Raw genomic sequence first — 13,353 nt, forward strand, 5'->3', positions numbered from 1 at the left:
CACGAGTCCCTTGGTCATGAGGTCGCCCGGACTCTCGGGTCGAGGAGCAGGATCAGGATGTCGATGAGCAGGAACAGCACCACCGTGACGCCGCCGAACACCAGCACCAGGCCCTGCACCACCGGCAGGTCGAGCTTGAAGATGGAGTCGACGCCGAACGCGGCGGCGCCGTCCAGGCTGAAGATCTTCTGCATGATCGCGTTGCCGCCGATCAGCGCCCCGGAGACGATCGCGACCGTGGTGAGGATCGCGGTCCGCGAGACGGTCAGCGCCGAGGCGAACACCCGGCGGGACGGCAGGCCCAGCGCGCGGGCGTACTCGACCTGCGGCGAGGCCAGCACCGTGGCGAGCGAGGACCGGGTGACCTTGGCGAACACCGCCGACAGCACCAGCCCGAAGCTGACCACCGGCAGCACGAGCTGCGCGGCGGCGGCCCGGAACGCCGCCCAGTCCCCGGCCGGCACCGCGTCCAGGACCACGACGCCGGTGATCCGCGGTGGCGCGCTCTGGGTGAGCGCGATCTGGCCGACCGGGGCGGGCAGCAGCCGCAGCTGGTAGAACAGCACGAAGATCAGCACGAGCGCGAGCACGAACTCCGGCACCGACTGCAGCAGGGTCACGGCGCCTCGTCCCGTCCGGTCCGGCCAGCCGCCGCGGTACCAGGCGCCGGCCGCGCCGATCCCGACGCCGGCGACGACCGCGACGATCAGCGCGAGCACGCCGGCGGTGGCGTCCAGCGGCAGCCGGGCCATCAGCTCCTCCCCGACGGGCTGCCGGGTGAAGTACGACGTGCCGAGGTCGCCGCGGACGAGGCCGCCGAGGAAGCTCGTGTACTGGTCCCACAGGCCGCGGTCCAGCCCGAGCTCCCGTTCGGTGGCGGCGACGGCCTCCGGGGTGGCGTGCTCGCCGGCGACCGACGCCGCGGCGTTGGTCCCGGAGAGCCGGATCATCCAGAAGGCCAGCGTGGCGACCGCGAACAGCGACACCGGGATGGCGACCAGCCGCCCGGCGATCATTTTGAGGGGGATACGACGCATCGTGACTCGTTCCTAGGCTGGGGCGCCGGGCCGCGCTCAGCCGCAGCTGGCGCGGGCCTCGGTGTAGCTGTTGCCGAATCCGGTGCTCGGGACGTCGGTGACGCACGTGTTGCGCACGTTCACCCCCGACCGGTCGACCAGGTAGACGGCGGGCTGCTGCTCGCCGATGAGGTCGGCCAGCTCGGTGGTCTTGTTCTTGGCCTCTTCGGGGCTGAGGCCGCCCGCCTGAAGGTCGTCGGCCAGGTCGTCGAGCTTCTCGTCGCAGAACCCCATGTAGTTCTGCAGGCCGTCGCACGCCAGCGACAGCCAGGCCGAGTAGCCGGGGTTGCCTGCCGCGGGGCCTTCGGCCATCAGGAACGCCTGGTGCTTCTCGTCCAGCCCGTCGGCCTTGTACTGCACCGCGGACGGGACGTTCTTGACCTTGACCTCGATGCCGACGGCCTTGAGCTGCTGCTGGATCAGCACGGCCAGGTTGTCGGCGTACGCGCCGGGCTGGGACTCCGAGACGCTCAGCGTGAACGAGAACCCGTCGGGCACGCCCGCCTCGGACAGCAACCTCTTGGCGCGGGCCACGTCGTGCTTGTAGTTGTCGCCCTTGCCGAACTGCCCGTACGCCTGGGAGAGCCCGCTCTGGGCCGGCTTGGCGAAGCCCCGGTACACCGCGGTCTGGATGGCCGTCCGGTTCAGCGCGACGGAGATCGCCTGGCGCACCTTGGTCTTGCCCAGCACCGGGTCTTCGGCGTTGAGGCCGAGCCAGTCGCGGCCGGGGTTGGGGCAGGTGACCAGGTTGACGTTGCCGGACTTCTGCAGGCTTTCCATCTGCGTGTAGTCGAGCCCGATGGTCTCGGCGGCCTGGCCGGTCCGCACGAGCTGGATCCGCGACGAGGCTTCGGGGACGGTGCGCAGCACGATCTTCTGGAGGTTGCCGCGCTCGCCCTTGAAGTTGGGGTTCTTGCCGAAGGTCAGCTGCTGCGAGCTGAACTCGGTGAGCTTCCACGGGCCGAAGTCGGCCGTGTGGTCGGTGAGGTACTTGGTCGCCCACGGGTCGTCGCCGGTGGCGTGCTTCTTGGCCGTCGTGCTGTCCAGGATCAGCCCGGCGTTGCCCGCGAGCGTGTACGGGGCCAGCTCGCTGCGCTTCTCCAGGTTCAGCGTGAACTTGGTCGGGCTGTGCACGGTGATCGTCTTATCCGGGTCGAACCCGCCCACGGTGAACCACAGGGTCTTGCCCGAGGCGTCGATGGCCTTCAGCCGTTCGATCGACCACTGGACGTCCTCCGAGGTCAGCACGTTGCCGTCGGCCGACTTCACGCCGTCGCGCAGCGTGATGTCGATGCCCTTGCCGTCGTCGGTGACCGACCACGACGACACCAGCGGCGACTCGGGGGCGATCTTCGGCGGCACGCCGGGCGTGCAGGCGCCCTCGGTCTGCCCGGACGTTTCCAGCTCCAGCAGCCGGCTGTGCATGATGTCGCCGACGATCTTGGACGCCTCGCTGGAGTACTTGGCCCGGTCGACGCCCTGGAAGTCCTGCGGCAGCACGTAAACGTAGGCGCCGCCGGACGAGGACTCGGTGCTGCCGGAGCTGCACGCCGCCAGCGCGGTCGCGAGGAGGGGGAGGGTCGCGGCGGCGGCCAGCCGCCGGATGGCCTTACCTGCCATGGTGTGCTCCTGTGTCACGGGGGTGGGGGTTGGTGGTGCGGTCTTTGGTGCGCAGGGCCTCCAGGTAGCCGAAGGCGTTGGGCAGATCGGTGACGACCGTCCCGTGCGCGGGGGCGATCACCGTGGGGGACGCGTGCTCGACCAGCCGCAGGAACCGCTGGATCGTGTCCTCGATGTCGAGCAGCTCCAGGCCGCTGACGATCTCGGTCATCGGCGCGTAGGTGGCGGCGCCCGGGGTGAACCCGCGGTCCTCGGTCGTGAAGCCGCAGGCGTCCTGGCTGTGCCAGTGGAAGAAGGCGAACCCGTCGGCGGGGAACAGCGTCCGCGAGCCGTGGTCGAAGCCCCAGACCGTGTTGGGCAGGTCCTTGAACAGCGCCTCGACGATCTCGAACTCGCGCCCGCCGCCCAGGTCGAGCCGCTCTCCCGGGCGCATCTCGCGGTACGCGCCGTCCGGGATCTCGGGGTGGTAGAGGAAGTAGTCGCGGGTGTCGCCGACCACGGTCAGCCCCGGCCACCTGCGGTGCAGCAGCGTGAGGGACCCGCCGTGCGGGATCTCCGGATGGGTCGGCATCACGTAGTCGAGGGGCCGGCCGCCGAGCGCCTTCTCCAGCGCGGCCGAGAACCCGGGCCACAGCGCCGGATGGCCGGTGTCGACGAGGAGGGTCTTCTCCTCGCCCACGACGAGGTAGGTGTTGAGGGCGGAGTGGGCGAGGTCGGGCTTGGCGCGGTCCAGGAACAGCGCCGAGCAGCCGCCGATCCACTGCACGCCGTCGGCGATCGGGCGCGGGAAGCGCTCGTGGACGAAGTACGTGCCGTACACGTCGAGGAGGTCGTCGAGTTCCATGCGGATTCCCTGGGGTCGCTAGGGGCGGTGGCCGGTCGGAACGCGGGTGCCGGTCAGGACGTCGCGGGCGTGGGACAGGTGGCGGCGGACCGCGTCCGGGCCCTCGATGACGCAGCCGTGGTAGGGGGCGAGCCGGTCGATCTCGCGGTCCGCGAAGACGGTGTCGAGGTCGTCGAGCAGCGGGCGGGGGTCGGCGTCGCGCATCCAAGAGAAGCGGGTGAAGATGTGCTCACCGACCTGCTCGATCGTGACGCCGGAGCCGTCGGAGACGGGCGGGGTGTTCGGGTCGGCCAGCGGGACCTCGCCGAAGAAGTCGCTGGAGAACAGCGTCCGCGTCGTCCGGTCGTACAGCCAGGCGAAGCCGAGGGTGGTGAGCCGGGTGTGCAGCAGCTCCAGCCGCCCGTCGCCGAAGCCGACCGTGGAGGGCCGGTCGCTCTCCAGGTTGATCTCCCGCGCGGCGCCCTCCGGCATCATGAACACGATTGCGGTCTCGGGGACCGCGCCGCCGAACCCGTCGTGCTCGAACCAGCGCAGCAGGTGCCCGGCCCCGGCGAACCACATCCGGCGGACGCCGAACTCCGACACCACCGCGGCCAGGTTGCCGATCTCGTCGGCCTCGTTGCGGTCGGCGTAGACCTCCAGCTCGCGGCCGTCCAGCAGGCCGCGGATCTGGTCGAGGACGAGCCGCTCGTGCAGCCGGACCCCGGTGCCGACCAGCAGCGCGCGGCCGGGTTCGAGCAGCAGGTAGCAGCCGATGGGCTCGTGGCCGGACGCGCCCGGCGCGCGCCAGCTCAGCCGCCCGTCGATGGGCACGACCCCGCCGAGCCGGTGCAGGGCCCCGGGGACGATCTCGGTCGCGTTCATTCGGCGGCTCCCTGTCCGGCCGGCTCCAGGGCGCTCGGCCCGGAGATGCTCTGCTGGTTCTCCTCGATGACCCGGAGGGCGTCCTCGGTCACCTCGGCCAGGTGGTCCCCGGTGAGCGGGACGCCGTGCGAGGAGCACACCGTCCGCACGGGGTGCTCTTCCGTGAGCGCGCGGTAGCGGGCGACGCCGGGTCCCATGCGGTGGTAGCGCATCCCGACGAAGGGCAGCGCGTAGCGCCGTATCCCGTGCTCGGGGGCGTCCTGCGGGATCTCCTCGGGGAGGAGCCCGCACACGTCGGGTGAGTGGTCGTGGATGTAGCCGAGCCCGTCGGAGGTGAACAGCGTCCGGCCGCGCGTCTCGTACGCCCAGAGGGTGCCCGACAGGTCGTACCAGACGGGGTCGAGGAACGTCAGGCTCGTGCCGCCCAGGTCGATCGAGTCGCCGCCGCGCATGCGCCGGAGCCGCTCCGGGGCGATCTCGGGGAAGTAGAGGTGGTACTCGCGGGTGTCGCCGACCGCGACCGCGCCCGGGTAGCGGGCCAGCAGGCGGCCGAGGTTGCCGGCGTGCGGGATCTCGTGGTGGGTGGGGAAGACGTAGTCCAGCGGCCGGTCCCCGAGGCACCGGTCGAGCTGGTCGCGGATGCCGTCCCACTGGGCGTAGTGGCCGGTGTCGATCAGCACGGTCCTGTCGGTCCCGGTCACCAGGTAGGTGGACAGGTGCTCGTGGGTGGTGGCGCCCTTGCGGGTGGGCCAGGCGCCCGAATCCGAGCAGCCGCCCAGCCAGTGCAGCCCGGGAGCGAACTCCCGGGGGAGCCTCCCGGAGACCGGGTACGCCGTCCGCGGCGCCGCCGCGTTCTCGTTCATCGTTCTCGCCGCCGTCCTGCCGATGGGGAGGTGGTGAGCGCGGCCAGCGCCGCGCGGGTGTCGTCGAGGGCGCGGCGCACGGTGGCGGCGCCGGTGATCACCCGGCCGTGGACGGGCGCGATCCGCTCCACGTAGCGGGCGGCGACCGTCCGGTCGAACGCGTCCAGGACGTCCGGTGCGGTGGCGCCGGGCAGCCAGTTGACGCGGTGCGGGATCTCCGCCGCGATCTCGTCCGCTCCGGGAAGCTCGCCGGGCCGGTCGGCCACCACGGGGCCGGTGGCCGAGCGCGCGTGCACCCAGCCGAAGAAGTCGCTGGTGAACAGGGTCCTGGTGGACTCCTCGTACGCCCACTGGGTCAGGAACATCTGCTTGACCGGGGCGTCCATCCAGTGGAGGCGGACGCCGCCGGAGAAGGCGGTGGACGTCCCGTTGGGCGTGAGGACGATCTCCCGCCGTCCTAGGAAGCTCCGGCCGGAGGCGTCCCCGACCCATTCGAGGATTCCGCCCCCGCCCCCGAACAGCAGGCGCGCGTCGTCCCGGAGGTCGAGCAGCGCGCCGAGGTTGCCGACGCAGTCGAACTCGTTGCGGGACGGGAAGACCCACAGCGACCGCCCGCCGGCCACCTGCTCGCGCGCCGCCGCCACGACCTCGGGACGGGCGATCGCGGGCCCGGTGTCGAGGAAGATCGCCTCGTCCGGGGTGGTGAGCAGGTAGCAGTTGAGCGGCTCGTGCACTCCGGGACCGCCGGGCGTCCAGGTCAGGTCGCGGGCCGGGACCGTGGTGCCGATCCGGTAGAGCGTGCCGGGAACCAGTTCGGTGACGCCGGTCATCCCGCCTCCCCGTTCACGCGCCGGGCCTCGGCGAGCATGGAGGTGCGCAGCAGGTGGTCGCGGGCCCTGGCCGGGTCGGCGGCGACCGCGCTCATGTGCTCGTGCTGGCGGGCCCGCTCCCCGGCGTCCTCCTCCTTCAGGATCTCCCAGTTGCGGTGGGTCACCACGCGGACGTAGTCGTGCGCGACGGCGCGCCGCGTCTCCTCGTAGCGCTCCAGCGGGCCGGCGTCGCCGCGCTCGGCGGCCAGGATCGCCTCGGCCGCGGCCGCCGCGTCGTGGATGCCGCTGTTCATTCCCATCCCGCCGAGCGGGTTGTTGATGTGCGCGGCGTCGCCCGCCAGCAGCACCCGTCCGGCGCGGAACCGGTCGGCGACCCGCTGGTGGACGCGGTAGATGCGGCTGTGCGCCACCTCGTACGGGCGGGGAAGCGGCACGATCGCCTGCAACCGCCGCTGGGTCTCCTCCGGCCGCAGCGCCGTGGCGGCGGCCTCCTCGCTCGGCGGGATCGGGAACAGGGCGCGCCAGTGCAGCGGGGTCTTCAGCAGCACCAGCCACTCGACCGGGTCGGAGATGTAGTTGACGGTCGCGATTCCCGGGATGAGGGACGCGAAGTCCTCGGTGGTGGACACCACCAGGAAGTGCTCGGGGTAGGTGATCCCGTCGAAATCGATGCCCAGCGACTGGCGGATCGCGCTGCGCGCCCCGTCCGCGGCGATGACCCAGCGGGCGCGGACGGTCGTGCCCGGCCCGGCCGACAGCGTCACCTCGTCGTCGCCGGGCTTGACCGCGGTGACCTCCGCTCCCGTCGCCATCGTGACGTTCGGCAGCGCCTGCAGCTCGGCCTCGATGATCTTGACGAGGTTGCGCTGCTCGCTCTGCAGCCGGTACGGGAAGCGGGTGTCGCCGGCGATGCTGGCGAGGTCGAAGTGGGCGACCACCCCCTCGGACCGGTCGCGGTACTGGAAGGTGTCGGAGACCAGCCCGACCTCGTGCAGCCGTCCGGCCACGCCGAGCTCGTCGAGGATCTCCAGGGTCGGCGGGTGGAAGGTGGACGCCCTCGACTCGCTCGGGTCCTCCGACGGCCTGGTCTCCCGTTCGAGGACCACCACCCGCAGGCCGGCCCGTGCGAGCGTGAGCGCCGCCGTGGCGCCGACCGGGCCGAAGCCGGCCACGGCCACGTCGTACCCGCCGGAGCCGTCGGGCGCGCCGAGACCGTTGGGGCCGAGATTCACGGATCCCTCCATCTGCTAGCAGCTCTCACACTGCGGGAACCGTAAACTCGGTATGTGGGAATGGACGGTAGACGCCGTTCACCGGCCCGTCAATAGCCGGCCGGATGCCGGGCAACCAAAAAACGACCGGACCGCCCAGGGGCGCTCCGGTCGTGCTGGAGGGGGGTCAGAGGGTGGGCGGCTCGCCCTTCTCCAGGGCGGTGGAGATCTCGGCGGCGCCGGAGACGAGCAGGGCGATGACCCGGGTGCGGTCGGCCTGCTGGAGGCGGAACAGCGGGCCCGCGACGCCGATCGCGGCCAGGGGCTCGCCCTGCCTGCGGATCAGTGCGGACGCGCCCCAGATGCCCTCGTCCACCTCGCCGAAGCTCTCCACCCAGCCGGTGCGGGCCACCGTGTCCACGTCGGACTCGATCTGCTCGCGCTCGGCGGGCGCCAGATCGGTCACCGACTCCAGGTAGCCGCGCCGTTCGGCGGCGGGCATCGAGGCCAGCAGCACCCGCGCCGCCGACCCGCGGTGCAGGGTCATCGGCTGGCCCGGGTCGAACTGGAGCCGCACCGGGTGGGGCGACTCGACCCGGTCGATGCACATCGCGCTCCAGCCGACCCGCTTGACGAGCAGCGCGGTCTCGCCGCCGGCCGCCGCGACCGAGTCGAGTACCGGGCGCGCGATGCTCTCCAGCGTGTCGCCCGCGGCGCGGGCCGCCCGCGCCAGCCCGACGAACAGCCAGGTCAGCCGGTACTCGCCGGGGGCCACGTCCTCGATCATCCCGGTGTCGCGCAGGACCGAGAGGTAGCGGTAGACCGAGCTGAGCGGCATGTCGAGGGCCTGCGCCAGCTCGGCGGCCGAACGGGTGTGCTGGCGCTCGTTGAACGCCAGCAGCAGGTGCAGCATCTTGCGCGAGCTCTCCGCGCCGCTGCGCCGCCGTTCCGTGCCCGCTCCGGTCGCGGACGTCGACTGTGCCCGGGGCACGGGGCCTCCTCTGGGGTGGATCGGAGTCCTTATGGAGTCTGGCGGAGACGCGAATCCGAAGCCAGCGGGATCGGGAACCCGGAGGTGAGCGGGGGCGAGACCCTTGACCGGCCGACGGAGTTCACCTTACGATCTCACATCGTACAAACAATTCTCTCACACTGCGGGAACTACTGCACCAATCCTGCTTCCCGAAGGAACCCGCGATGTCGCGACACATCGTCGCCCTCCAGTGGTCCGCCCCGGCGCCCATCGCGCGCCACCACCCCCGTCCCGTCCTCGCCCGTCCCGTGGCCGCGCCGTGAGCCGGCAGGGCTTCTCCGCCGACCGGCTGCGAGCGCGCATCGGCACCGCCGGGCCGCCCGTGCCGGCGGCCGGATGCTTCGACGCGCTGAGCGCCCGGCTGGCCGCCGGCGCGGGCTTCGAGGCCGTGCACCTGTCCGGCGCGGCGGTCGGCGCGGCCGTGTTCGGCCTGCCCGACCTGGGCTTCACCGGCGCCACCGACATGGTCGAGGCGCTGCACCGGGTGCGGGCCGGGGCGGGGCCGGGCGTGCCGATCGTCGCGGACGCCGACACCGGCTACGGCGACGCCCTCCAGGCGGCCGAGACCACGCGCCGGTACGAGGCGGCCGGGGCGGCGGCGCTGCACCTGGAGGACCAGGTCCTGCCGAAGCGGTGCGGCCACATGGCGGGAAAGCGGCTGGTCCCGGTCGCGGAGGCGGCGGCGCGGATCGCCGCCGCGGCCGACGCCCGGCAGCGGCTCCTGGTGATCGCGCGGACCGACGCGCTGTCGGTCGCCGGGATGCCGGAGACCCTGGCGCGGGTGGCCGCCTACGCGGAGGCCGGGGCGGACGCGGTCTTCGTCGAGGGTGCGCGCGACCGCGCCGTGTTCGAGGAGATCCGGGAGGCGGCCGGGGGCCTGCCGCTGGTGGTCAACTACTCCGAGGCGGGCGCCGCGCCCGAGCCGCCGGCCGCGCTGGCCAAGGCGGGCGTGCGGCTCGCGCTGTACCCGGTGTCGGCGCTGCTCGCCGGGGCGCGGGCGATGCGCGACGCCTACCGCCACGTGCTCGCCGAGGGCGCCGTGCCCCCCGGCACCCTGCCCTGGCCCGAGCTGACCGGTCTGCTCGGCCTGGACGAGCTGACCGAGGCCGAGCGCCGCTACCTGCCCGAACACCACGAGCCGCAGCACCATGAGGAGTCCGCATGACGACCGTGCTCGCACCGCGCGCCGCGTTCGGTGTGATCGTCCCGTCCACCAACACCGTGGTCGAGGACGAGTACTACCGCTTCCGGGCGCCGGGGGTGTCGTTCCACTCGGGCCGGATCCTGATCCGCAACGCCGCGCTGGACAGCGACGACACCTTCGCCGCGTTCCTCGACGACCTGCGCGGGCAGCTCGCCGCCGCCGTGGAGTCGGTGCTGACCTGCGAGCCCGACTACCTGATCATGGGGATGAGCGCGGAGACCTTCTGGGGCGGCGCGGCGGGCAACGCCGAGTTCGAGAACTGGATCCGGGAGCTGTCCGGGCTGGAGCTGTCGACGGGCGCGTCGGCCTGCCACGCCGCGCTGAGCAGGCTCGGCGTCCGCCGGATCGGCGTGATCACCCCCTACCAGCCGGTGGCCGACGAGCAGGTCCGGCAGTTCTTCACCGAGCTGGGGTACGAGGTGGCCGCCGTGCACGGCCTGAAGTGCGACTCGGCGACCTCGATCGCGGCGGTGGGCCCGGCGGAGATCCGGGAGGCGTTCGCCGCGGTGGACGGCCCGGACGTCGACGCGCTCGTCCAGGCCGGGACGAACCTGCCGGTGATCGGCGTCGCCGACGAGCTGGAGCGCGAGCTGGGCAAGCCGGTGATCCCGATCAACGCGGCCACGCTGTGGCACGCCTACCGCGCCAACGGCGTCCGCGACCGGATCGAGGGCGCCGGCCGCCTCCTCGCCACGCTGTGACCCCGTCCGCGAAGCCCGAGTCCGCGAGCCCCCCGAACGAAAGGAGCGCCTCCATGGCAACGGTCCGCGTGGCGGCCGCGCAGTTCTTCTCCGGCACCGACGTCGCCGCCAACCTCGCGCTCTGCCGCGAGTACGCGCGGCGGGCGGCGGACGAGGGCGCGAAGCTGGTCGTCCTGCCCGAGAACGCCAACCGCGTCCGCGACCACGCCGACCGGTGGGAGTGCTGGACGCACAGCGAGGACCTCGACGGCCCGTTCGTCACGGGGCTGCGGGAGACGGCCGCGGAACTCGGCGTCCACATCGCGGCCGGGGTGGACCTGCGCGCGGCCGTGACGCCGGCCGTCCACATCGCCTCGGTGCTGATCGGCCCGGACGGCGGCGTCATCGGCGTCCACCGCAAGCACGTCCTCTGGGACTACGAGTACACGCTGTTCGAGCCGGGCGACGAGCCGTACGAGGTGTTCGACACCGCGCTCGGCCGGATCGGCCTGCTGCTGTGCGCGGACGGGATCGTCCCCGAGACCCCGCGCGCCCTCGGGCTGCTCGGCGCGGAGATCTTCTGCAACTCGCTGAACTCCAGGGGGCCGGACGAGCACCGCGTCCACGTCCCGCTGCGCGCGATGGAGAACGGCGTCTTCCACGTCGCGGCCAACACGGTCGGCGGCCCCGAATTGGAATGGCCGTGGATGGGCGGCAGCCAGGTCGTCGCCCCGGACGGCACGGTGCTCGCCGACGCCGGCGAGCTGGAGCCGGGGCTGGCCATCGCCGACATCGACCCCGCCGAGGCGGGCGACAAGCGCATGCCGGGCGTCGCGGACCTGTTCGCGTGGCGGCGTCCCGCGCTGTACGGGGTGTTGACGCGGCCCCTGGACGAGGTTCCGGCCGCCGCGATGTACGGCCCGAGCGACCGGCCGCCGCGCCTCGTCCCGACCGCGCTGATGCAGGTCAGCCACTTCCGCGGCACCGAGTGGACGGTCCGTCGCGGCCTCGGCCAGATCACGCACGCGGGGCGTCAGGGCGCGCGTCTGGGCGTCCTGCCCGAGCTGTTCTGCTTCGCCGAGGGCGAGGTCGCCGCGGACCCGGCCGCCGCCGCGGAACTCTCCCGGGACGTCCTCGCCCGCATCTCGAACGCGTGCGCGGAGGCCAAGATCTATGTCGCGGCCAACCTGGTCGAGCGGGACGAACTCGGCCGGTTCTACTCGTCGGTCTTCCTCGTCGACGACACCGGGACGACCGTCCACACCTACCGCAAGACCCACCTCACCGACGCCGACCGGTCCTGGGCCACCCCCGGGGACGAGATCACCGTCGCCCGCACACCGGTGGGCGTGATCGGCGCGATGATCGGCGAGGAGGTGTGGGTGCCGGAGGTCGCCCGGGTGCTGGCGCTGGAAGGCGCCGAGCTGATCGTCCACCCCACCTCGTGGACGACGCGGGCCGCCCGCGACGTCGCCGCGACCGAGCGCACCGAGGAGAACCGCGTCCACCTCGTCTCGGTCACCCGGCTCGACTGCCCGGCCGGGATCGGCAGCCAGGCGCTCCGCCCGGACGACTTCGTCCCCGGCCAGCCGATCGCCGTGATGCGCTACCCCACCGGCTACTGGACCCGGCCCGGCTTCGAGGAGCAGCTCGTCCTCGACCTCGACCTGAGCGAGGCCGACGACAAGATGATGGGCCACCATCTGGACCCCCTCGCCAAGCGCGCACCCCACCTCTACTCGATGTTCGTCGAGTGACCCCGCCGCCCTTCGACCGACCGAACCACCTGCCCGCAAGACTTGGAGGAAGAGTCCATGGACGTGCCCGTGGCGCAGCGCGACCGCGCCGGTCTTGAGTTCCTCGGCTCCCTGCAGCACCACGCCGGAGGCGTGCTCCAGCCCGCGGCCGGCGCGCGGTACGCGACGCTGGTCCCCGACCCGCCCCCCGACATCCAGGGCCGCCGCCGCTCGGTGGCCGAGGCGCTCGGCGGCCACGGCCCCTGGCTGTTCGACCGGCTGCTGACCCGGTACGTCGCCGAGGAGATCTACGTCCGGGCGATCCCCGCGGCCGAGCGGGCCCGTCCCGCCATCGAGGCGTGGCTCGACGTCCCGGACGACGCCCCCGGCTCGCTGACCCTCGACCCGGATCTCGTGCCCCCGGCCTACTACCACGAGGGCTTTCACCTGACGACCGGCGGATGGGACGGGCACGACCTGATGGGCGTGGTCATCAGCGACCTCGGCTACAGATACGTGCTCATGCCCGGCGGCGTCGGCGCCGTCCGCGCGGGCGAGAACCTGATGGACCAGCGCACGCAGGTCGCGCTGGAGGCGCCGCGGCGCGACTACCGCCGGGTCCTGGAGGCGGGCTGCGGCAACGGCAGGTTCTCGGCGGTCCTGGCCCGGGAGTTCCCGGACGCGCAGTACGTCGGGGTGGAGCTCTCCAGGACGCAGCTGGAGTACGGGCGGGCGCGGTGCGTCCACGAGGGAGGGTCGTGGGAGCTGATCCACGCCGCCGCCGAGGACACCGGCCTGCCCGCCGCGTCCGTCGACCTCGTCGCGATCTTCACGCTGTTCCACGAGACCCCGCCCAAGGCCACCGAGGCGATCCTGGCGGAGATGTTCCGGGTGCTGGAGCCGGGCGGCGACCTGGTCATCGGCGACATCGCCCCCTTCGAGCGCAACGACGCCTTCCGCTCGGTCGTCCTGGACTGGGAGACCGAGCACCGCGGCGAGCCGTTCATGCGCTCCTACCTGCACCTCGACCTGCCGGGCCTGGTCAAGCAGGCCGGTTTCACCGGCGTCGAGGCGTACGGCCTCGGCAAGGGCGACTACCCGTGGGTCGTCAGGGCCCGCAAGGAGGCGTGATGGCGGACACGACGGCGTACCTGGAGTCGGAGCGGCTCGACGAGATCGCCCGGATGCTCACCGAGCTGGCGTCCGAGGTGTGGATCCTGCGCGACCGCACCCACGTCCTGGAGCACCTGCTCCGCGAGCGCGGCTGCCTGGACGAGGGCGCGCTCGACGCGCTGCGCCCGTCCGGCGAGCTGCTGGAGCGGCTCGCCGAGGAGCGCGCCGCGTTCGTCGGCCGCGTCTTCGGCGCGATCTTCGACCCGGACACCCGGGTCG

General features: G+C 72.7%; 13 protein-coding genes. 5 read left to right on the forward strand and 8 right to left on the reverse strand.

Annotated features, from left to right (window positions below):
- Positions 1-14: 14 nt before the first annotated feature.
- The 8 genes from E1281_RS13955 to E1281_RS13985 form a co-directional block, all read right to left on the reverse strand.
- Positions 15-1,037, reverse strand: a complete 1,023-nt coding sequence (locus E1281_RS13955; protein WP_131878110.1) for an ABC transporter permease — start codon at positions 1,035-1,037, stop codon at positions 15-17.
- A gap of 36 nt (positions 1,038-1,073) precedes the next feature.
- Positions 1,074-2,696, reverse strand: coding sequence for an ABC transporter substrate-binding protein (locus E1281_RS13960; protein ID WP_131878112.1), 1,623 nt, complete (start codon positions 2,694-2,696; stop codon positions 1,074-1,076).
- Complete coding sequence (locus E1281_RS13965) at positions 2,686-3,540, reverse strand: MBL fold metallo-hydrolase (RefSeq protein ID WP_131878114.1); 855 nt, start codon at positions 3,538-3,540, stop codon at positions 2,686-2,688. The genes E1281_RS13960 and E1281_RS13965 overlap by 11 nt, the downstream gene beginning before the upstream one ends.
- Before the next feature lie 18 nt (positions 3,541-3,558).
- Entirely contained in the window at positions 3,559-4,404 is an 846-nt protein-coding gene (locus E1281_RS13970) for a hypothetical protein (RefSeq protein ID WP_131878116.1), read from the reverse strand.
- Entirely contained in the window at positions 4,401-5,267 is an 867-nt protein-coding gene (locus tag E1281_RS40230) for an MBL fold metallo-hydrolase (protein ID WP_165958922.1), read from the reverse strand. The genes E1281_RS13970 and E1281_RS40230 overlap by 4 nt, the downstream gene beginning before the upstream one ends.
- A complete protein-coding gene (locus tag E1281_RS40235) occupies positions 5,264-6,097 on the reverse strand; it encodes a hypothetical protein (RefSeq protein WP_165958923.1) in 834 nt (277 codons plus the stop codon). The genes E1281_RS40230 and E1281_RS40235 overlap by 4 nt, the downstream gene beginning before the upstream one ends.
- Complete coding sequence (locus E1281_RS13980; protein ID WP_243716935.1) at positions 6,094-7,329, reverse strand: NAD(P)/FAD-dependent oxidoreductase; 1,236 nt, start codon at positions 7,327-7,329, stop codon at positions 6,094-6,096. Before E1281_RS13980 ends, E1281_RS40235 begins: the two co-directional genes overlap by 4 nt.
- 166 nt (positions 7,330-7,495) lie before the next feature.
- Complete coding sequence (locus tag E1281_RS13985; RefSeq protein WP_131878119.1) at positions 7,496-8,299, reverse strand: IclR family transcriptional regulator; 804 nt, start codon at positions 8,297-8,299, stop codon at positions 7,496-7,498.
- A gap of 301 nt (positions 8,300-8,600) precedes the next feature.
- Here E1281_RS13985 and E1281_RS13990 point away from each other — a divergent pair, with 301 nt between their 5' ends.
- The 5 genes from E1281_RS13990 to E1281_RS14010 form a co-directional block, all read left to right on the forward strand.
- Positions 8,601-9,506, forward strand: coding sequence for an isocitrate lyase/PEP mutase family protein (locus E1281_RS13990; protein WP_207943278.1), 906 nt, complete (start codon positions 8,601-8,603; stop codon positions 9,504-9,506).
- The gene (locus E1281_RS13995; RefSeq protein ID WP_131878121.1) at positions 9,503-10,246 is read left to right on the forward strand and encodes an arylmalonate decarboxylase; all 744 of its coding nucleotides are present in this window, start codon (positions 9,503-9,505) and stop codon (positions 10,244-10,246) included. The genes E1281_RS13990 and E1281_RS13995 overlap by 4 nt, the downstream gene beginning before the upstream one ends.
- Before the next feature lie 53 nt (positions 10,247-10,299).
- Entirely contained in the window at positions 10,300-11,982 is a 1,683-nt protein-coding gene (locus tag E1281_RS14000) for a carbon-nitrogen hydrolase family protein (protein WP_131878123.1), read from the forward strand.
- 57 nt (positions 11,983-12,039) lie between these two features.
- Entirely contained in the window at positions 12,040-13,092 is a 1,053-nt protein-coding gene (locus tag E1281_RS14005) for a class I SAM-dependent methyltransferase (RefSeq protein ID WP_131878125.1), read from the forward strand.
- Positions 13,092-13,353, forward strand: a 262-nt coding sequence (locus E1281_RS14010) for a hypothetical protein (protein ID WP_131878127.1), incomplete at its 3' end; no start/stop codon positions are given. The genes E1281_RS14005 and E1281_RS14010, both read left to right, overlap by 1 nt.

The organism is Actinomadura sp. KC345 (assembly GCF_004348515.1).
Classification (GTDB): Bacteria; Actinomycetota; Actinomycetes; order Streptosporangiales; family Streptosporangiaceae; genus Spirillospora.

What these genes read in the sequence shown, in the direction of transcription:
- E1281_RS40235 (WP_165958923.1), bottom strand. Translation starts at nt 6,097, where the DNA reads ATGACCGGCGTCACCGAACTGGTTCCCGGCACGCTCTACCGGATCGGC.
- E1281_RS14000 (WP_131878123.1), top strand. Translation starts at nt 10,300, where the DNA reads ATGGCAACGGTCCGCGTGGCGGCCGCGCAGTTCTTCTCCGGCACCGAC.
- E1281_RS13970 (WP_131878116.1), bottom strand. Translation starts at nt 4,404, where the DNA reads ATGAACGCGACCGAGATCGTCCCCGGGGCCCTGCACCGGCTCGGCGGG.
- E1281_RS13995 (WP_131878121.1), top strand. Translation starts at nt 9,503, where the DNA reads ATGACGACCGTGCTCGCACCGCGCGCCGCGTTCGGTGTGATCGTCCCG.
- E1281_RS13960 (WP_131878112.1), bottom strand. Translation starts at nt 2,696, where the DNA reads ATGGCAGGTAAGGCCATCCGGCGGCTGGCCGCCGCCGCGACCCTCCCC.
- E1281_RS13955 (WP_131878110.1), bottom strand. Translation starts at nt 1,037, where the DNA reads ATGCGTCGTATCCCCCTCAAAATGATCGCCGGGCGGCTGGTCGCCATC.
- E1281_RS13965 (WP_131878114.1), bottom strand. Translation starts at nt 3,540, where the DNA reads ATGGAACTCGACGACCTCCTCGACGTGTACGGCACGTACTTCGTCCAC.
- E1281_RS14005 (WP_131878125.1), top strand. Translation starts at nt 12,040, where the DNA reads ATGGACGTGCCCGTGGCGCAGCGCGACCGCGCCGGTCTTGAGTTCCTC.
- E1281_RS40230 (WP_165958922.1), bottom strand. Translation starts at nt 5,267, where the DNA reads ATGAACGAGAACGCGGCGGCGCCGCGGACGGCGTACCCGGTCTCCGGG.